Here is a 19,653-nt window from a genome sequence, read left to right as displayed (position 1 = left end):
CGGCGACCCGAGAGTTGAATCGGATCTGACCACCGCGTATCTTTCGGATGTGATCGAGAGAAAAGACCTGGGGACCTGGCTGGAGGGCGCACCGACTGACCCCGACTACCGCCCCGGTTCCCGGTACGGCGTGCCCGCCGATGGTCCCGGCTCCCCAGCGCGTCTCGGCATCCGCTTCACCTCCTGGATCATCGACGCCCTGGTCTCCGCCGGTGGCGCCTATCTCGCGTTCGGCCCCACCAACTGGGGGTCCACCGCCGTGTTCCTCGCGATCAATCTGCTGATGCTGCCCCTGTTCGGCGCCACGATCGGCCAGTTCTTCTGCGGCCTGCGCCTCATGCCCGTCAGCGGCCGCTCGCCAATGGTGCTGCGGGCCCTCATCCGCACCCTGCTGATGGCGCTGCTGATCCCCCTGGTCATTCAGGGCAGGGACCGTCAGCTCGGTCACGATATGGCCGCCGGCGTACTGGTGATCCGCGCCACCTCCTGATCCCGTCCGCCCCGCCTGCAGACTCCGTCGTCCCCCCCCTCACCCCGCGGCACTCTGAGAACGGAGAACGGGCCCGCAGGGAGCATCTCCCCACGGGCCCGTCACCGTCATCACCGCCGCAGCGGCGCGACCAATGCGATCAGCGGCCGCGCATCGCGCGACGGTTCGGGCGCGCACGCATCGGATCCACACCCTTCGGCACAGCCTGGCGGATCGGGTTCGGCATCGCCTGCAGGCGGCGCGAGACCTCACCGGCCTCATGCTTCGTCAGGGTCGGCTTCATGCGCTGCATGTACGTCGCCAGCTTCGGCAGCGGGATCTCGTCCTCACCGCGCCCCACGTGGATGCCGTGCACCGGAACATTCGGGAAGAGCCGCTCCATGCGGGAGACCTCCTTGCCCATCAGCTTGCGGGCCGAACCGTTCGATCCGGACACCACCAGGGCGATGCCGGGACGACCGGAGGCGCGGAACAGCATGGTCTGGCTGCGCGGCTCCAACGCCGCCGGGTCCCGTTCCACGTTCCAACCGCGGCGAATGGACTGCATAGCGGCGAGCTCGGCGCCCTGCTGGCCCTCGATCTTCGCGTAGGCGGCGCGTTCAGCGCGACGACCCAGGATGAACAGGGCCGCGATCAGACCGAACGCCAGGCCGATGAACGCGCCGTAGATCGGTGCATCGAGGATCAGCCACAGCAGGAGGGAGAACAGCACGATGCAGCCGATGAGGGCGCCGAGCATCCACGGCAGTGTGCTCGGGTCCTCCCGCTGCGTCTGCTTGTACGCCTCGAAGATCTGCTTCATGCGGCCGGGCTTCTTGCCGGGCGCGGTATCGGGGGATGGGGATGCGGCGGCCGAACCGCCGCGGGTCTTCTTCTTCGCCATGTCCTTCTTCGCTCAGGTCGCTTCGGGAGGGGTCAGCGGCCGGAGGCGGCGTCAGCTGCGCGGCGAGCAGCACGGCGAGCCTCGAGGGCGGCGTGCCGCTCCTCGCGCTCCTTCATGCGCTCCACCACGGCTTCGGCCTCCTGGGTCGCAGGGGTCGAGGTGTCCAGGTGCTTCAGCTCCTCCGGGATCGGACGGCCGAGCTTGTTCATGGCCTCCGCCCAGAGACGACCCGCACGGTACGAGGAGCGGACCATCGGGCCGGCCATAACGGCGAGGAAGCCGATCTCGTACGCCTTCTTCGACAGGTCCACGAACTCCATCGGCTTCACCCACCGGTCGATCGGGTGGTGCAGCTTCGAGGGGCGCAGGTACTGGGTGATGGTGAGGATGTCGGTGCCGGCATCGTGCAGCGCCTGCATCGACTCGATGATCTCCTCGGTGGTCTCGCCCATGCCGAGGATCAGGTTGGACTTGGTGATCATGCCGGCGTCCTTGCCCTGCCGCAGCACATCGAGGCTGCGCTGGTAGCGGAACGCGGGGCGGATCTGCTTGAAGATCCGCGGCACGGTCTCGAGGTTGTGGGCGAACACTTCGGGCTTGGCCTCGAAGACCTTCTCCAGTGCCCCGGCGTCACCCTTGATGTCGTCGATCAGCAGCTCAACGCCCGTGCCGGGGTTGAGCTTGTGGATCTGCTTGCAGGTCTCGGCGAACAGCCCGGCGGCGCCGTCGGAGAGGTCGTCGCGCGCCACACCGGTGATGGTGGAGTAGCGCAGGCCCATGTCCTTGACCTGCATCGCGACCTTGAACGGCTCCGCGGGGTCCACGGGCATCGGCTTGCCGGTGGCGATGTCGCAGAAGTCGCAGCGGCGCGTGCAGGTGTCACCGCCGATGAGGAAGGTCGCCTCGCGGTCCTCCCAGCATTCGAAGATGTTCGGGCAGCCCGCTTCTTCGCAGACCGTGTGCAGACCCTGGCCGTGCACCCGCTGCTTCATCGCAGCGTACTCGGGGCCCATCTTCGCGGTGGTCTTGATCCAGCTCGGTTTGCGCTCGATCGGAGTTTCCGCATTGCGAGCTTCCACTCGACGCAGCTTCCGTCCTTCAGATGCGACCGTCACGCCTCAGCCTCCTTGAATTGGGTTCGGCCCAGTCTATCGAGGGGCCCCGCGTTTGCTCGGAACGGGGTGATGCAGGGAACTCAGTCCAGGCCCTTGTTCGCTTCGAGCTGACGCATCTGCTCCTCGACCGCGTGGATCACGTCAGCTGGTCGGATGGTGCGCCCGGTCTCCACGCTGAGGCTCGTCACCCCGGCGTCGTCGATCCCGCAGGGGATGACGTTGTGGGACCAGGAGAGGTCGTTCGCGCAGTTCAGGGCGAACCCGTGCATGGTGGCGCGCTTGGACACGCGCAGCCCGATGGCGCACACCTTGCGGTCCATGCCGAGCGGGTCGGGCACCCACACACCGGAGCGGCCCTCGATGGGCACGGTGTTCACACCGACCTGGTCGCACACCGCCATGATCGCCTCTTCGATGCCGCGGACGAATCCGACCACATCGATCGGCGGGGGCAGCTTCACGATGGGGTAGCCGACGAGCTGCTCGGGTCCATGCCACGTGATCTTGCCGCCGCGGTCCACATCCACCACGGGCGCTCCGTCCTGGGGGCGCTCCTCGTCGATGGTGCGTTTGCCGGCGGTGTACACCGGCTGGTGCTCCAGCAGCAGCAGCGTGTTGGGGCGCTCACCGGCGACGACTTCGGCGTGGATGCGGCGCTGCAGATCCCACGCGGCTCGGTATTCGACGGGACCGGGCGGCAGCCCCCACTGCTCGTGGGTGGAGTCCAGCCCTGAATCCTCGGAGAAGCCGACGCGAATGATCTCAAGCACGCCCTCCACCCTACGCCACCGCGGGTGGGCCGCCGCCTCCCGGTTATCCACAATGTAGTGGTCCTCGCGCCACAGGGGCCGTCTGGGGTGTGCGATGGGCTCATGGGACGTCTATCTGCCGCGGGCCTGGACCCGCACACACTGACCGAGATCGATGACGGACGCGAGGTCTGGGCCGCTCGCACAGCCGCCGGCCAGGAGGTGACCGTGGTGCGCGCCCGCACTCTGCGGGCCGCGCTGCGGGTGCGTCGGGAGCGGGCACTGATCCGCTCGCTGAAGGCCGACGGGGTCCGTGCCGCGCCTGAGCTGCTGAGCGGCGGAGTGCTCCACTATGCGGTGGAGACGGGGGAGGTGCTGCGCCGCTCCCGGGGACGGCGGACCCAGAGCCGCGCCGCGGGTGCGCCCCGGGCCGCGGAGGCGGAGGCAGCGGTCCGGCGGGACCTCGAGCAGCTGTGCGAAGCGCTGAACGCGCGGGAGCTGGCCCTGGGGCACCGTCCGGGTGCGGGCCTGCTGCTGCGGGCCGACGGGTCCGCGCTCGTCACTGACTTCTCATCCCTGCGGGAGGCGACGTTCGCGGCGCACCGGGCGGATGTGCGATGGATCGAGTCGGTGATGGGCGGCGGGGAGGTGCCGGCCTCGATCATGCGCCGCCAGGCGAAGGCGACCTTGGTGCAGACTCCGCGCCGTGCCCGTCCCGCAGTGAGGATCGCCCTCTCATCGGCTGCCGCGACCGTGGTGCTCGCCGCTGTCGTCGCGGGCGGTGTGCTGACGGGCGGCGGCGTTCCCATCGCCGGTGTGCTCCAGCAGACGGGCGCTGATCTGTCCGCGGGAGCGGGGCGCCACGATGCCTCGGACGGTGCCGAAAAGGCAGGGTCCGGCGTGGCGGTGCCGCTGCAGGCGGACAACGTGGCGGGAGCGACGTCGCCGGATTTGCGGAGCGGGCCCGGGGCTGACACGGCGCCCAGCGGGGCCCAGCAGATGAGCGGTGACCCGGTGCAGGCCGTCAGTGCGCTGGCCGATGCCCGCCGTGACTACGTGATCGGTGCAGCGGGGGAGAACGCGGCCGTGGTCGAGGGATCACCGGCCGCGGTGGACGATGCCCGCCTGCGGCAGCGGTTCGCAGTGTTCCGTGTGGATGGCGGGGTCACCACGGTGCACGAGGTGCAGGTTCTGGAGCGCGACGATCAGCGGTGCCGGATCCGGGCGCGGATCAGTGACAGCCCGATGACGCTGACCGATGAGAAGGGCCGTCAGCGGCAGGTGCCGGCGGGGGCGGAGCGGACCGTCGTGATGGAGCTGGCACGGGAGCCCGACGGGTGGCGGATCGTCAGCGTCCGCGCCGATGAGCAGGAGAGCAGCGCGGCCGCCGGGGATACTGTCGCGGCTCGCTCCGCAACCGGCAGACGCTGAACCCAGCAAGGGACAGGGAACGGGGCGGCCGCTCACCCGGTGGGTGAGGGACCGCCCCGTTGCACTGCTGGGTCAGCGGGCGTGGATCAGAGTCCGAGCTCGCTGCCGAACGCGCCTTCTTCCAGTCGCGCCTTCATGTGGGTGAGGAAGCGTGCAGCGTCCGCACCGTCCACGAGGCGGTGGTCGTAGGAGAGGAACAGGTACATCATCGAACGGATCGCGATGGTGTCGTTGCCGTCCTGGTCCTTGACCACGGCGGGACGCTTCACGATCGTGCCGCAGCCGAGGATGCCGACCTGCGGGTTCGGGACGATCGGGGTGTCCCAGAGGGCGCCGCCGGATCCCGTGTTGGTGATGGTGAAGGTCGCGCCCTGGAGGTCGTCCGGGCCGAGCTTGTTGTTCTTCGCCTTGCCGCCGAGCTCACCGATCTGGCGTGCGAGACCGGCGAGGTTGAGGTCACCGGCGTTCTTGATGACGGGGACCACGAGACCGCGCTCGGTGTCCGCAGCCATGCCGATGTTCTCGCTGCCGTGGTACTTGATCATGCCGTCCTGGATCTCGGCGTTGATGACCGGGTAGGTCTTCAGCGCTTCGACAGCGGCCTGCATGATGAACGGCAGGAAGGTCAGCTTCGCACCCTCGCGGGCAGCGAACTGGTCCTTCGCCTGGCTGCGCAGAGCGGCGATGCGGGTCATGTCAACCTCGACCGCGGTGGTGAGCTGCGCCTGCGTGTGCAGGGACTCCACCATGCGCTCAGCGACGATCTTGCGCAGACGCGTCATCTTCTGCTCGGTGCCGCGCAGCGGCGACACCTCGACCGGGGCGGACGGCTTCGCAGCAGCGGGGGCAGCGTGCTGCTGACCTGCGGACGGAGCCGAGGGCGCCTCAGCGGCCTGCTTCTGCTTCTCGGCGGCGTCCTTCACATCCTGCTTGCGGATGCGGCCACCCACGCCGGTGCCGGTGACCTGGGAGAGGTCAACACCGGAATCTTTGGCGAGCTTGCGAACGATCGGGGTGACGTACGCCGTCGCGTTGGAGGAGCCGGTGAGCGACGAGTCAGCAGTGGCGGAGGCCTCAGCCTTCTGCTCCTGCTTCTCGTCCTTCGCGGGCTTCTCCTCAGCAGCCGGCTCGGAGGCCGCCTTCTGGGCGTCGCCCTTGTCGGAGGCGTCAGCGGACTTCTCCTCCTGCTTCGCCGGTGCGGGCTTCTCAGAGGAACCACCGGATGCGGCACCGGACCCGATGACGGCGATGACGGCGCCGATCTCGGCCTCTTCATCCTCCTTCACGCGGATCTCCTGGAGAACACCCGCCACGGGGGAGGGGATCTCGGTGTCGACCTTGTCGGTGGAGACCTCGAGGAGCGGTTCGTCGACCTCGACCTCATCGCCGACGTCCTTCAGCCAGCGGGTGACGGTGCCTTCGGTGACGGACTCGCCGAGGGCCGGCATGGTGACCTCTTCGCCCTCACCGGAGCCGCCGGAGGACTCTGCGGGTGCATCGTCCTCGGACGCGGCGTCGTCGTCCGCATCATCGGCGCTGTCGTCAGCGTCGTCGGCTGCGGGCTCCTGCGAGGCCTCATCCGCGGCGGAGTCGTCCTCGGACTTCTCCGCGTCGGAGGATGCACCGTCGCCGCTGCCGATGACAGCGAGATCGGCGCCGACCTCGGCGTCCTCGTCCTCAGCAACGAGGATCTCTTCGAGCACGCCGGCGACCGGTGACGGGATCTCGGTGTCGACCTTGTCGGTGGAGACTTCGAGGAGCGGCTCGTCGACCTCGACGGTGTCGCCGACGTCCTTCAGCCAGCGGGTGACGGTGCCCTCAGTGACGGATTCACCGAGAGCCGGCATCTGTACTTTTTCTGACATTGTCAGTTCCTCTGCTGTCGACTGGTGGATCAGGCGTGGGAGTGCAGCGGCTTGCCGGCCAGTGCCAGCGCAGCCTCGCCGAGCGACTCGTTCTGGGTCGGGTGGGCGTGGATGAGGGAGGCGACATCCTCCGGCATGGCCTCCCAGGACACGATGAGCTGAGCCTCACCGATCTGCTCGGACATGCGGGCGCCGAGCATGTGGACGCCGACGATCGGGCCGTCCTTCTCGCGCACGAGCTTCACGAAGCCCTGCGTGCCGAGGATCTGGGACTTGCCGTTGCCGCCGAGGTTGTACTCGTAGCTCTCGACCTTGTCCTCGCCGAACTTCTCCTTCGCCTGCTTCTCGGTGAGGCCGACGGAACCGACGTTCGGCTCGCAGTAGGTGACGCGCGGGATGTGCGCCTCGTTGATCGGCTCCGGGTTCAGGCCGGCGATCTGCTCGGCCACGAAGATGCCCTGCTGGAAGCCGCGGTGGGCGAGCTGCAGGCCCGGGACGATGTCGCCGACGGCGTAGATGCCCTTGACGTTGGTCTCCAGGGTCTCCTTGTTCGCGAGCACGAAGCCGCGATCCATCTCGATGCCCTGCTCCTCGTAGCCCATGTCCTTGGTGTTCGGGCCGCGGCCCACTGCAACGAGGAGGTAGTCGCCCTCGAACTCGGTGCCGTCGGCGAGGGTGACCTTGACGCCGTCCTCGGTCTGCTCGGCCTTCTCGAAGAAGATGCCGAGGGAGTACTTGATCTTGCGGCGCTTGAAGGCGCGCTCCAGACCCTTGGAGAGGGCCTCGTCCTCGTTGGCGACCAGGTTCGGCAGGCCCTCCACGATCGTGACGCTCTCAGCGCCGAGGGACTTCCACACGGAGGCGAACTCGACGCCGATGACGCCGCCGCCGAGGATGATCGGGTTCTTCGGAACCTCGGGCAGCTGGAGCGCCATCTCGGAGTCGATGATGCGGCCGCCGAGCTCGAGGCCCGGGAGGGTCTTCGAGAAGGAGCCGGAGGCGAGGACGATGTTCTCGCCGGTCAGGGTGGTGGTGCCGTTCTCGCCGGTCACCTCGACGGTGTTCTTGCCGGTGAGGCGGCCGAAGCCTTCGACGTACTCGATGTCGCCGGAGCCGACCAGGCCCTGCAGACCCTTGTACAGGCGGCTGATGGTGCGGTCCTTGAAGGACAGCATCTTGTCAACGTCGATGTTGTTGAGGGTGAGGTCGATGCCCAGGGCTCGGGCATCGGCGGGCGCCTCGGCCATCTCGGCCACGTGCAGAAGCGTCTTGGTGGGGACACAGCCGCGGTGCAGGCAGGTGCCGCCCAGCCTGTCCTTCTCGACGAGGGCAACGGACTTGCCTAGCTGAGCGGCGCGCAGAGCTGCGGAGTAGCCGCCGCTGCCGCCTCCCACAATCACAATGTCGAACTTCTGGTCAGTGGAGTTATCAGCCACGTTCAAGCTCCCTAGCTCACTCGATGGTCGTGCTCGGCGCCGACCGGAAATGGCCGGGCGGCGATGCTCACGCCGAGCGCGCTCGCGCTCAGCGATGATGCCTCCCATGCTATTGCACTGCGGCGCAACATTCCTCCAGCTCGCCGCCCGGCGGGAACTGAGGGCCCGGCGGGTGGCCGGGATCATGGACGGCACGGGCCCGTGGGCATGCAGAGCATAGGCCCGCGGGCACGAAGAAGGCCGACGGGCCCGTTCGTGCGAGGGTCCCGTCGGCCTTCCCGGTCAGTCAGGTCAGCTCACGGCTGCGCCTGGTGGAGTGCAGCGCTGCTCAGCGGCTGGTGTCCTCCAGCACGGCGAGCATGGTGCGCAGGCTCTGGCCGGTGCCGCCGCGGGTGGTGTAGCCGTACGGCTTCTGGGTGAAGCCGGTCGGGGCGATGTCCAGGTGCGCCCACGGCAGACCGTCGGTGAACTCCTGCAGGAACACTCCGGCGCTCAGCGTGCCGCCCGGGCGCTCACCGATGTTGGAGAGGTCGGCGACGCGGCCGTTCAGGGTCTCGCGCAGCTCCTCCGGGAACGGCAGCGGCCAGAACGCTTCGCCGGCGCGCTTGGACGCGGCCCACAGTTCGTCACGCGCATCCTCGGTGCCCATGACGGCAGCGGTGCGGGAGCCGAGGGCGACCACGGCCGCACCGGTCAGGGTGGCGACGTCGATCAGCAGATCCGGCTTCTCAGCAGCGGCGTCCACGAGCGCGTCGGCCATGACCATGCGGCCCTCAGCGTCCGTGTTCAGCACCTCGACGGTCATGCCGTTGCGCATGGTGACCACGTCGCCGGGGCGCTGAGCGCCGCCGCCCGGCATGTTCTCGGCGAGGGCGAGGAAGCCGGTCACGGCGATCGGCAGCTCCAGCTTCGCCGCGGTCAGAACGGTGTGCAGCGTGGTGGCTGCACCCGCCATGTCCGAGGTCATCTCGTCCATGCTGGCGCCCGGCTTCAGAGAGATGCCGCCGGTGTCGAACGTGATGCCCTTGCCGACGATCGAGACGTGACGGGTGGCCTTCTTCGGCACGTAGGTCAGCTTCACGAGACGGGGCTTGCGGGTGGAGCCCTGACCCACGCCCATGATGCCGCCGTAGCCGCCGGCGAGGAGCTTCTTCTCATCCAGGACCTCCACGCCGACGCCGACCTTCTTCGCGGCCTTCGCGGCGATGTCCGCGAACGCCTCCGGGAACAGCAGATTCGGCGGGGTGTTCACCAGATCGCGCACCGCGTGCACGTGCTCGGCGACGATCATCGCGCGGTCCAGACGCGCGGACAGCTCCTTGGACGGCTTCGAGACGGTGACGACCTCGAACGACTCGACCGGGGTCGACTTCTTCGCGGACTCAGCGGTCTTGTGCTCGATGTAGTTGTAGGAGCCGAGGGCGAAGCCCTCAGCAGCGGCGACGACCTGATCGTCGGAGCCGCCGGGGAATGCGATCGCGGCGGACTTCACGCCGGTGAGGGCGCGGGCGGCGGAACCGAAGGCCTCGCGGATGTGCTCATCGGTGACATCGGCGAGATCGGAGGAGCCCAGGCCCACGAGGAGCACGGACTGGGCCTTCAGACCATTGACGGCGGGCAGGCGGGTGGTGGCGCCCTTGGCGCCGGAAGCGCGGACAGCGCTGACCGCGGAGCTCAGCTTCGGGAGGCCGACGGGGGTCGCATCCGCATCCTTCTCGCCGGCGAGAAGGGGGAGGACCAGAACCTCGGCAGTGACGGACTCAACCTTAGTGGCAGTGATTTTCATATCTGTCATATCCTCATCGTAGGCCAGCCGGCACGCCGCCGCCCGCAGAACATGCGAGCAGAATCCACCGCCGCCGCATGGCCGTACCGATTTGCAGCAGAAGGGACACGATGAGCGCACTGATCATCGCGACGTACATCATCGGCGTCGGAGTCGGAGCGCTCGGCCTTCTCTACGTGGTCAAGGACCTCGCCGCGGACCTCATCCTCCTCGGCGCCCAGCTGCTCGTGCTGCTGGTGTGGATCGCCCTCGTGGTGGGGGCCCTGCTGAAGGCGGCATCCGTCGGCGGCCCCACCGATGCCATCACCTTCTGGGGCTACGCCCTCACCGGCCTCACCCTCCCCATCGCCGGGCTCTACCTCGGGTTCCTGGAGCGCTCACGCTGGGGGGCGCTCACGATCGCGATCGCGTCGCTGACGATGACGGTGCTCGCCGCCCGCCTTCCGCAGATCTGGGCCGGAGGGTTCGCATGAGCGGCCGCACCGGGATCCGCCGCGATGCCGAGCACACGGATCGCACAGGTGCCGAGCAGGGCCGCGGCTTCCGCGTGGTCATCATGCTCGCCTACTTCATCTTCGCGATCTCCGCGACCGCCCGGTCCCTCGTGCAGATCCTCACCGAATTCGACCAGGCGCCTGTCGCGTTCGTGCTCTCCCTGCTCGCCGCCGTCACCTACATCGTCCTCGCCGTCCTCGTCTCGCGCCCCCGCGTGCCCATCACCGCCGCCCTCACGGTGGTCGGGATCGAACTGGCGGGCGTCATCGGCGTCGGACTGCTCAGCATTGCGGTGCCCGCCCTGTTCCCGCGCCCCTCGGTCTGGTCCCACTTCGGATCCGGCTACGGCTATGTGCCGCTCGTGCTGCCGATCATCGCCGGGATCTACCTGCTGCACCAGCGCCGGCGAGGAGTCAAGCACGCCGCGTAGACTTGAGGGGTGAGCATCTACCCCCTTGTCTTCTCCCAGGTCCTCAGCCGCTTCGACCCCGAGCGGGTCCACCATCTGACGATCAGCGCCCTCGGCCTCGCGCACCGCCTCCCAGGCGGCCCCGCGGTCCTGCGCCGCCTGTTCAGCGCCCGCGGAGCCGAGAAGAGCCGCACGGTCGCCGGCATCGACTTCCCCGGCGCGTTCGGCCTCGCCGCCGGGTTCGACAAGAACGCTCAGGTCCCGCTCGCACTGCTCGATCTCGGGTTCACCCATGTGGAGATCGGCACCGTCACCGCGCGCCCCCAGGACGGCAACGACACGCCGCGCCTGTTCCGCCTCGTGAAGGACCGCGCCGTCATCAACCGGATGGGGTTCAACAATGAGGGCGCCGTCGCCGTCGCCGACCGTCTGCGCCGCATCCGTTCCACCGACGCGGGCCGCCGCGCCGTCATCGGCGTCAACATCGGCAAGAACAAGACCACCGCACTGGAGGACGCCGCCGCTGACTACGCCATGAGCGCGCGCCTGCTGTCCCCCTACGCCAGCTATCTGACGATCAACGTCTCCTCCCCGAACACTCCGAACCTGCGCGCTCTGCAGGCCGTGGACGAACTGCGGCCGATCCTCTCCTCCGTCCGGGAGCACACGGAGAACACCGCTGTCAACGGCCGACGGGTTCCGCTGTTCGTCAAGATCGCCCCGGATCTCCACGACGACGACGTCGTCGCGGTGGCCCGCCTCGCCCTGGAGCTCGGCCTCGACGGCATCATCGCCACGAACACCACCATCGAGCGCCCCGATGCCCTCGCCGAACCGCGCTCGCGCATCGAGCAGATCGGTGCGGGCGGACTCTCCGGCCCGATCCTCCGCACCCGCTCCCTGGAGGTGCTGGACCTGCTGGTCGCGAACCGCACGGGGGTGGGGGCCGACGGGGCCCAGCGCAGCCTGGCGCTGATCTCCGCCGGCGGCGTCCGCACCGCCGAGGACGTCATCGAACGGCTCGAGCGCGGCGCCGACCTCGTGCAGGGCTTCACCTCCATGATCTACGAGGGCCCGTCGTGGCCGGGCCGCATCGCCGCTGAGGTGGCGCGCCGCCGTGAGTGACGACGACCTGTTCTCCCTGGCCGGTGACGCGCCCGCCCCGAAGACCCTCGGGGACCGCAACACCGACCATCGGGCGCCGCTCGCCGCGCGCATGCGTCCCCGCAGCATCGATGAGATCGTGGGGCAGGAGGAAGCGCTCAGCGAGGGCTCACCTCTGCACCGGCTGCTCAGCGACGACGACTCGCGCACCGCGCCCTCCTCCCTCATCCTCTGGGGGCCGCCCGGCACGGGGAAGACGACCATCGCCTACGCCGTCGCCCAGTCCGGCGACCGTGAATTCGTGGAGGTCTCAGCCGTCCTCGCGGGGGTCAAGGACATCCGCACCGTCGTCGACGCCGCCCGCAGTCGGCTGCGCACCACCGGGCGCGAAACCGTCCTCTTCGTGGACGAGGTGCACCGCTTCTCCAAATCCCAGCAGGACGCGCTGCTGCCGTCGGTGGAGAACCGCTGGGTCACCCTGATCGCCGCCACCACCGAGAACCCGTACTTCTCGATCATCTCCCCGCTGCTCAGCCGCTCCATCGTGCTCACCCTCAGCTCGCTGACACCCGCACACGTGGACCAGCTGATCGACCGCGCCCTGAGCGATGAGCGCGGCCTCGGCGGCGAGGTCGAGCTCAGCGATGAGGCCCGCGCTCAGCTGCTGCGGCTCGCCGGCGGCGACGCGCGCAAGGCCCTCACCTCCCTCGAAGCCGCCGCCTCCAGCGCACTGCGCTCCACGGACCGCACCATCACCCCCGACGTGTTGTCCCAGGCGATCAACCAGGCGATGCTGTCCTACGACAAGACCGGGGATCAGCACTACGACGTCGCCTCCGCGTTCATCAAGTCGATGCGCGGCAGCGACGTGGACGCCTCCCTGCACTACCTGGCGCGCATGATCGAATCCGGTGAGGACCCCCGGTTCATCGCCCGCCGCGTGGTCATCGCCGCCAGTGAAGAGGTGGGGATGGCGGACCCCAGTGCCCTGCAGGTGGCTGTCGCCGCCATGCAGGCGGTGCAGATGATCGGCATGCCCGAGGGCCGCATCCCGCTCGCGCAGGCCGTGGTCCACATTGCGACCGCGCCGAAGTCCAACGCCTCCTACGCTGCGATCAACAAGGCGATCGCCGATGTCCGCGCCGGCAAGGGGCGCGGCGTCCCTGCGCACCTGCGCGATTCCCACTACAAAGGGGCCGAAGACCTTGGCCACGGTGAGGACTACGTCTACGCCCACAGTGAGCCGCGGGGCGTCGCCGCACAGCAGTACGCGCCCGATGACCTCGTGGGCGTGGACTACTACGAGCCCACGGACCGGGGGAGGGAGGCCTCCGTCGGCCGTTCCCTCCATGTGCTGCGGCAGATCACCCGCGGCCACCGCCCCCACGGTGACTGAACGCACAGGCGAAACCGGCGTGAGGCGCGCCGAAACCGTTGAACGGCAGGGGGTGGGCCGCGTAGGATCGACTCTTGAATCCGCGGCTGCCTAATGGATTCATCGCATCGAAATTGAGGTAACTCTGTGACCAGTGTCACCAAGGCGCGTCGTACCGCGCGACTTTCCCGTGCTCTCGGGCTCGCTCTGACCCCGAAGGCCGTGAAGTACTTCGAGAAGCGCCCGTACCCGCCGGGCCAGCACGGTCGTGCTCGTCGTTCCAACTCGGACTACGCAGTGCGTCTGACCGAGAAGCAGCGTCTGCGCGCGCAGTACCAGCTTCGTGAGAAGCAGCTGCACCGCGCATATGTCGAGGCCAAGAAGCTCCCCGGTCTGACCGGTGAGTCGATGGTGGAGCTGCTCGAGATGCGTCTGGACGCTCTCGTGCTGCGTGCAGGCTTCGCCCGCACCATCCTCCAGGCCCGTCAGGCCGTCACCCACCGCCACGTCCTCGTGGACGGTCAGCTCGTCGACCGCCCGTCCTTCCGCGTGAAGCCGGGCCAGACGATCCAGATCGCCCCCAAGGCTCAGACCTACGAGACCTACCAGGCTGCCGCCGAAGGCGGGAACAGCGATGTCGCCGCTTCGGTGCCGTCGTACCTGTCGGTGGAGCTCGAGGAGCTGAAGGCGAAGCTCGTCTCGCGCCCCAAGCGTGCTGACGTTCCCGTGACCTGCGACGTCGCTCTCGTCGTCGAGTACTACGCTCGCTGATCAATCTGTGCTGGCACCGTCACGGTGCATAGGCAACCTGAAGCGGCCCCGCCCGGGCACTGCACGTACACTGGGCCGGGGCCGCTTCTCGCATTCCGCCCCCATCCTTCCCGCCGCCCCGACACACCGGGCTGACGCCCCATGAAAGGACCGACAGATGCAGACGTCTGAGGTGCACCGCCGCTGGCTCGACTTCTTCGAGAAGAAGGGCCACACGATCGTGCCGAGCGCGTCGCTCGTGTCCTCCGACCCGTCGATCCTCTTCACGATCGCGGGCATGGTGCCCTTCATCCCGTACATCCTCGGTTCTGAGACCCCGCCGTACTCCACCGCTGCCAGCGTCCAGAAGTGCATCCGCACCAACGACATCGAGAACGTCGGCAAGACCACCCGCCACGGCACCTTCTTCCAGATGGCGGGCAACTTCTCCTTCGGCGACTACTTCAAGGACGGCGCCATCCGCATGGCCTGGGAGCTGCTGACCACCTCCCAGGACGACGGCGGCTACGGTCTCGAACCCGACCGGATCTGGGTCACCATCTGGGAAGAGGACGACGAGGCCCGCACCTCCCTCGTGGACGGCATCGGCTTCCCCGAGGAGCGCATCGTGCTGCTGCCCCGGGAGGAGATCTTCTGGGACACCGGCCAGCCCGGCCCCGCCGGCCCCTGCGCCGAATTCCACTACGACCGCGGCCCCGAATTCGGGCCCGACGCCCCCACCGGCCGTGTCAGTGAATGGCCCGGCGACGAGCGCTCCGAGGACCGCTACATCGAGATCTGGAACCTCGTGTTCGACCAGTTCCTCCGCGGTGAGGGACAGGGCAAGGACTACCCCCTGATCCGCGAGCTCGACCAGAAGGCCATCGACACCGGCCTCGGCGTGGAGCGGCTCGCGTACATCCTGCAGGGCAAGAACAACATGTACGAGATCGACCAGGTGTTCCCCCTGATCGAGAAGGCGGAGGAGCTGTCCGGCCGCACCTACGGCGAGGATGAGGAGGCGGACGTGCGCATGCGCGTGGTCGCCGACCATGTCCGCTCCGCCATGATGCTCGCCTCCGACGGCGTCCGCCCCGGCAACGAAGGGCGCGGCTACGTGATGCGCCGCCTCATCCGCCGCGCCGTCCGCTCCATGCGACTGCTCGGCTACGACAAGCCGGCCCTGCGCGAACTGCTGCCCGTGGCGCGCGACGCCATGGCGGCCGGCTACCCCGAACTCATCACCGAGGACGCCCGCATCAGCGAGATCCTCTTCACCGAAGAGGACACCTTCCGCCGTACCCTTGTGCACGGCACCCAGATCTTCGACCAGGTCGCCGGCGACCTGAAGAAGTCCGGATCCACCGTGCTGCCCGGCGACGAGGCCTTCACCCTGCACGACACGTACGGATTCCCGTTCGACCTCACCATGGAGATGGCCGCAGAGGCCGGTCTCAAGGTGGACGAGGCCGGTTTCCGCACCGCGATGCAGGAGCAGCGCGAACGCGCCCGCGCCGACGCCCAGGCGAAGAAGGGCGGCCACACCGACACCTCCGTGTTCCGCGAGATCCTCGGTGAGAAGGGCACCACCCGCTTCGTCGGCTACACCGACGCCACCAGTGACGTCACCGTCGGCTCGGTCCTCCAGGACGGTCATCTCGTGGACTCCGCCGACGCCCCCGCGGACGTCGAGATCGTTCTGGACGTCACCCCGTTCTACGCCGAAGCCGGCGGCCAGCTCGCCGACCAGGGCACCATCAGTCTCGCCGGCGGCGGCATCGTGGAGATCGACGACGTCCAGGCTCCCGTGAAGGGACTGTCCGTGCACCGCGGCCGCCTCGTGGAAGGCAGCGTCCGCGCGGGGGAGAGCGGCGTCGCCGCCATCGACACCGACCGGCGCGGCGCCATCGCCCGGGCCCACACTGCAACGCACATGGTGCACGAGGCGCTGCGCGAAGAGCTCGGCGACACCGCCACTCAGGCCGGCTCTGAGAACTCCCCGGGCCGCATGCGCTTCGACTTCCGCTGGAACAGCCAGGTTCCGCAGTCCTCCCTCGCCCAGATCGAAGGCGTGGTCAACGAGAAGCTGCAGCAGAACATGGACGTCACCGATCAGCAGATGTCGCTCGATGAGGCGAAGGCCCTCGGCGCGCAGGCTCTGTTCGGTGAGAAGTATGGGGACGTGGTCCGCGTCGTCTCCATCGGCGGCGACTGGTCCCGCGAGCTGTGCGGCGGCACCCACGTGGCCGGCACCGGTTCCATCGGCACCGTTCAGCTGGTGTCCGAAGCCTCCATCGGCTCCGGTGTCCGTCGCGTTGACGCCCTCGTCGGCCTCAACGCGTACCAGCACCACTCCAAGGAGCACGCGATGGTCTCGCAGCTCGCGGAGATCCTGAAGGTGAACCGGGCCGACATCCCGGAGCGCGTCCGCTCCCTCACCCAGCGCATCAAGGAGATGGAGAAGAACCTCCAGACCCTCCGCGGCCAGCAGCTGCAGGCCGAAGCGGCGCGACTGGTGGAGAGCGCCCAGGACATCAACGGCGTGCGCGTGCTGACCCATGACGCCGGCACCGGCGTCAACGGCGGCGATGTCCGCACGCTCGTCACCGACCTGCGCGCCCGTCTGGGCGACGGGGCGCCCGCCGTCATCGCCGTCACCGGTGAATCCGACGGCAAGGTCGCGCTCGTGGTCGCGACGAACCCGTCGGCCCGCGATCTCGGCATCTCCGCCGGCGCCCTCCTGAAGGACGCCGCTCAGGCGATGGGCGGCCGCGGCGGCGGCAAACCCGACATGGCGCAGGGCGGCGGCGGTGAGCCCGCCAAGGCTCCGCACGCGCTGGAGTCCATTGCGTCGGCACTGCGCAGCCGGGCCTGACATGACCTCCGAGCGATTCATCCGCATCGGAATCGACGTCGGCGACGTCCGGGTCGGCTGCGCCCGCAGCGACCTCGACGGCCTCATCGCCACCCCCGTCGAGACGTTCCAGCGTCCCACGGCGGCGGCGAAGATCGCCGAGCTCTGCATCCGGGATGAGGCGCGACGGGTCATGATCGGCCTGCCGCGATCCCTCAACGGCAGCGAGGGGGCTGCCGCTGACAAGGCCCGCCGGTTCGCCGACGAGCTCCACTCAGCCCTCGGCGACACAGCCGAGAGCGTCGACATCCGGTTCATCGACGAGCGACTGACCACCGTCAGTGCGCACCAGGCGCTGCGCTCCTCGGGCCGGAAGACGAAGCAGCACCGCTCCGTAGTGGACCAGGTGGCCGCAGTGATGATTCTGCAGACCGCTCTGGATCAGGAGCGCTCCACCGGTCGCGCGGCCGGCATCCCCCTGAACTGACCCTGTCCCAAGGAGGCGCCCAGTGGCCCACGACAGCTTCGAGGACCTGTTCGAATCCCCAGACGAACCCGGCAACGACGGCGGGCCCCGCGGCCGCCGCGCTGCTCGTCGGGGCAACGACAAGCCATCCGGCATCCAGCGCTGTCTCCCCCTGCTGCTGGTGGTGCTGGTGCTCGCCGGCCTCGGCCTCGGCGCCTACGAGGGCTACAAGTGGGTGACCGGTCACCGCATCGAACAGGAAGCGGACGACTACACCGGTTCCGGCAGCGGCGAAGCCGTCATCACGGTGGAGGATGGCGACACCGGCACCGACATCGCCAAGAAGATGGTTGAGAAGGACGTCATCAAGTCCACGGGCCCGTTCGTCACCCTGTTCGCCAACGAACCGAAGGCCGCTTCGATCCACCCGGGCCAGTACAAGCTGAAGAAGCAGATGTCCTCCTCGGCGGCGCTGGATGCGCTGCTGGATCCGCAGAGCGCCGCCGGGGTGCGCGTCACCATTCCGGAAGGCTCGCCGAACAAGGTGGTGTTCAAGACCCTCTCGAAGCAGACCGGCATCCCCGTGGCGGAGTTCGAGAAGGCGGCGAAGGACTACACCGCCCTCGGCATCCCTGAGAACAAGGCGAAGAGCGCCGAAGGCTACCTGTGGCCCGGCACTTACACCTTCTCCGACGACGCTGATGCGAAGGAGATCCTCACGGAGATGGCCGGGCGCATGCAGTCGAAGATGGAGGAGAAGGGCATCCCGGCCAAGAAGCAGCACGACGTCCTCACCCGCGCCTCCATCGTGGAGCGCGAAGCGCGCAGCGACGAGGACTTCGGCAAGGTGGCCCGCACCATCGACAACCGCCTCAAGGGAGTCGGCGAAGCCGGCGGCACTCCGATGGCGCTGCAGGTGGACTCCACGGTCGCTTACGCGGTGGGCGATGTGCGCAAGGGCTACTCGACCACGCCGAAGGAGCGCGCGATCGACTCCCCGTACAACACGTACAAGCACAAGGGGCTGCCGATCGGACCGATCTCCAACCCTGGCGACAGGTCCATCGACGCTGTGCTGAATCCTCCGAAGGGCGACTGGCTGTACTGGGTGACCGTCAACACCGATACGGGTGAGACGAAGTTCGCCACCACCAATGCCGAGCACGAGAAGTACGTGAAGGAATGGCGGGAGTGGGCCAAGAACAAGTGACGCGGCGCTTCTGCGTGATCGGTGATCCGATCGATCACTCGCTCTCCCCGGCTCTGCACACCGCCGCCTATGCGGCTCTCGGTGTGCAGGATGCGCGGTACGAGAAGGTGAGGGTGCCCGCCGACGGGTTCGAGCATGCGCTGAGCACCGGCCTGCAGGCGTTCACCGGCATTTCGGTGACCATGCCGCACAAGCGGTCGGCGTTCCTTGCAGCACTCGCCCATGATCGCGCCTCCCAGGATCTGGGCATCGCCAACACGCTGATCTCGTTGCCCACGTCGCCGGGTGCTGAGCGGCGGTGGGCCGCATTCAACACCGATGTGCACGGCATCGCCCAGTCGTTCCGCGACGCCGGTGTTGGGGATCCGGCCAGCGCGGCGATCCTCGGCTCCGGCGCGACCGCCCTTTCTGCCCTCGCGGCGATGCACGAGCTCGGCGCGGAGGACGTCACGCTGCTGGCGCGGAGTGCGCAGAAGCTGGTGCCGCTCGTGGAGTTCGCTGACGCGCGCGGATTGACCGTGCGCACCGGGACGCTTGCGGATGCGCCGCGTCTCCTCGGCGCGGACGCAGTGATCAGCGCGCTGGCGGAGCCGGGAGCGCGGGCATTGGCGTCGGTGCTGGAGGCTGCCCCGTCGGCCCCTCAGCGCGCCGGGGCGTTCCTCGACGTCCTCTACCACCCGCTGCCGACGGTCCTCGACGGTCTGGTCCCGGCGGACGTCACCATGGACGGCCGGGCGATGCTGGCGAGGCAGGCGATGCGGCAGGTGGAGCTGATGCTCGGGGTGGAGCAGGCGCCGGCGGAGGCTATGGAAGCAGCAGTGTTCGCAGCAGTGCGCTGAGCCCGAGTGCGGCGCCGGCGCACGCACATGCCCAGAGGGCACTGGCGAGGGTGCCGATGATGAACAGTTCGCCGATCGCGGGTTCGTCCTGGGCTCGCAGTTCGGGGTAGCGGCCGAGGCCCTTGATGGCGAGGACGAATCCGATGCCCACGGGGAAGCCGGCGACGATGCAGGCGTAGATGCCGAGGCGCTCCAGGGTGCCGATCCAGCGGCCGCCGGGCAGGTCCCGTTCGCGGCTCAGGAGATCCCGTGGGGCCGACGGGGGAGTGCTGGTGGTGATGCGGGAGAGCAGCCGGCGGACGATGAGGTTGCCGAGGAGGGTGGCCGCGCCGAACGCGGCGATCAGCAGCGCGTGGATGAGGGCTGACATCTCACCGTCCATGAAGGTAATCTCGT

At 68.6% G+C, this 19,653-nt stretch carries 18 protein-coding genes; 11 read left to right on the top strand and 7 right to left on the bottom strand.

What is annotated here, in order from left to right:
- The first annotated feature begins 49 nt into the window (after positions 1 to 49).
- On the top strand, positions 50 to 490 hold the full coding sequence (locus tag R3I40_RS05260; RefSeq protein WP_183374569.1) for an RDD family protein: 441 nt from the start codon (positions 50 to 52) through the stop codon (positions 488 to 490).
- 139 nt (positions 491 to 629) lie between these two features.
- On the opposite strand, the gene R3I40_RS05255 is transcribed toward R3I40_RS05260, so the two are convergent.
- The 3 genes from R3I40_RS05255 to lipB form a co-directional block, all read right to left on the bottom strand.
- Positions 630 to 1,373 carry a DUF4191 domain-containing protein gene (locus R3I40_RS05255; RefSeq protein WP_285261622.1) on the bottom strand — a complete coding sequence of 248 codons (744 nt, stop codon included), beginning with the start codon at positions 1,371 to 1,373 and terminating at the stop codon, positions 630 to 632.
- Between the two features lie 32 nt (positions 1,374 to 1,405).
- The gene (lipA, locus tag R3I40_RS05250; RefSeq protein WP_285261621.1) at positions 1,406 to 2,488 is read right to left on the bottom strand and encodes a lipoyl synthase; all 1,083 of its coding nucleotides are present in this window, start codon (positions 2,486 to 2,488) and stop codon (positions 1,406 to 1,408) included.
- Between the two features lie 80 nt (positions 2,489 to 2,568).
- On the bottom strand, positions 2,569 to 3,258 hold the full coding sequence (gene lipB / locus R3I40_RS05245) for a lipoyl(octanoyl) transferase LipB (protein WP_285261620.1): 690 nt from the start codon (positions 3,256 to 3,258) through the stop codon (positions 2,569 to 2,571).
- A 102-nt stretch (positions 3,259 to 3,360) separates the two neighbouring features.
- On the opposite strand from lipB, the gene R3I40_RS05240 reads away from it, so the two are divergent.
- Positions 3,361 to 4,668, top strand: coding sequence for a hypothetical protein (locus R3I40_RS05240; RefSeq protein WP_285261619.1), 1,308 nt, complete (start codon positions 3,361 to 3,363; stop codon positions 4,666 to 4,668).
- A gap of 86 nt (positions 4,669 to 4,754) precedes the next feature.
- On the opposite strand, the gene sucB is transcribed toward R3I40_RS05240, so the two are convergent.
- From sucB to R3I40_RS05225, 3 genes are all read right to left on the bottom strand, one after another.
- Entirely contained in the window at positions 4,755 to 6,533 is a 1,779-nt protein-coding gene (sucB, locus tag R3I40_RS05235; protein ID WP_285261618.1) for a 2-oxoglutarate dehydrogenase, E2 component, dihydrolipoamide succinyltransferase, read from the bottom strand.
- Between the two features lie 29 nt (positions 6,534 to 6,562).
- Entirely contained in the window at positions 6,563 to 7,969 is a 1,407-nt protein-coding gene (gene lpdA / locus R3I40_RS05230; protein ID WP_285261617.1) for a dihydrolipoyl dehydrogenase, read from the bottom strand.
- 328 nt (positions 7,970 to 8,297) lie between these two features.
- A complete protein-coding gene (locus tag R3I40_RS05225) occupies positions 8,298 to 9,764 on the bottom strand; it encodes a leucyl aminopeptidase (RefSeq protein WP_285261616.1) in 1,467 nt (488 codons plus the stop codon).
- Positions 9,765 to 9,865: 101 nt separating this feature from the next.
- On the opposite strand from R3I40_RS05225, the gene R3I40_RS05220 reads away from it, so the two are divergent.
- From R3I40_RS05220 to R3I40_RS05180, 9 genes are all read left to right on the top strand, one after another.
- Positions 9,866 to 10,228 carry a hypothetical protein gene (locus R3I40_RS05220; protein WP_183374553.1) on the top strand — a complete coding sequence of 121 codons (363 nt, stop codon included), beginning with the start codon at positions 9,866 to 9,868 and terminating at the stop codon, positions 10,226 to 10,228.
- Entirely contained in the window at positions 10,225 to 10,680 is a 456-nt protein-coding gene (locus tag R3I40_RS05215; RefSeq protein ID WP_183374551.1) for a hypothetical protein, read from the top strand. The genes R3I40_RS05220 and R3I40_RS05215 overlap by 4 nt, the downstream gene beginning before the upstream one ends.
- Before the next feature lie 9 nt (positions 10,681 to 10,689).
- On the top strand, positions 10,690 to 11,784 hold the full coding sequence (locus R3I40_RS05210) for a quinone-dependent dihydroorotate dehydrogenase (RefSeq protein ID WP_183374549.1): 1,095 nt from the start codon (positions 10,690 to 10,692) through the stop codon (positions 11,782 to 11,784).
- A complete protein-coding gene (locus R3I40_RS05205) occupies positions 11,777 to 13,159 on the top strand; it encodes a replication-associated recombination protein A (RefSeq protein WP_183374547.1) in 1,383 nt (460 codons plus the stop codon). The genes R3I40_RS05210 and R3I40_RS05205 overlap by 8 nt, the downstream gene beginning before the upstream one ends.
- Positions 13,160 to 13,285: 126 nt before the next feature.
- Positions 13,286 to 13,909: a 30S ribosomal protein S4 gene (rpsD, locus tag R3I40_RS05200; protein WP_183374545.1), complete on the top strand. Its 624-nt coding sequence runs from the start codon at positions 13,286 to 13,288 to the stop codon at positions 13,907 to 13,909.
- A gap of 157 nt (positions 13,910 to 14,066) precedes the next feature.
- Positions 14,067 to 16,763 carry an alanine--tRNA ligase gene (gene alaS, locus R3I40_RS05195; RefSeq protein ID WP_239375807.1) on the top strand — a complete coding sequence of 899 codons (2,697 nt, stop codon included), beginning with the start codon at positions 14,067 to 14,069 and terminating at the stop codon, positions 16,761 to 16,763.
- Between the two features lies 1 nt (position 16,764).
- Positions 16,765 to 17,229: a Holliday junction resolvase RuvX gene (ruvX, locus tag R3I40_RS05190; RefSeq protein ID WP_183374536.1), complete on the top strand. Its 465-nt coding sequence runs from the start codon at positions 16,765 to 16,767 to the stop codon at positions 17,227 to 17,229.
- Between the two features lie 22 nt (positions 17,230 to 17,251).
- A complete protein-coding gene (mltG, locus tag R3I40_RS05185) occupies positions 17,252 to 18,418 on the top strand; it encodes an endolytic transglycosylase MltG (protein WP_285261615.1) in 1,167 nt (388 codons plus the stop codon).
- Positions 18,400 to 19,257, top strand: coding sequence for a shikimate dehydrogenase family protein (locus R3I40_RS05180; RefSeq protein ID WP_239375808.1), 858 nt, complete (start codon positions 18,400 to 18,402; stop codon positions 19,255 to 19,257). The genes mltG and R3I40_RS05180 overlap by 19 nt, the downstream gene beginning before the upstream one ends.
- Here the strand turns inward: R3I40_RS05180 and R3I40_RS05175 are convergent.
- A complete protein-coding gene (locus R3I40_RS05175; protein WP_239375809.1) occupies positions 19,223 to 19,627 on the bottom strand; it encodes a hypothetical protein in 405 nt (134 codons plus the stop codon). The genes R3I40_RS05180 and R3I40_RS05175 overlap by 35 nt on opposite strands.
- Positions 19,628 to 19,653: the final 26 nt, after the last annotated feature.

It is taken from the genome of Helcobacillus massiliensis (assembly GCF_033106145.1).
In the GTDB taxonomy this organism is placed as follows: domain Bacteria; phylum Actinomycetota; class Actinomycetes; order Actinomycetales; family Dermabacteraceae; genus Helcobacillus; species Helcobacillus massiliensis.
This window is presented reverse-complemented; position numbering and strand designations above follow the sequence as displayed.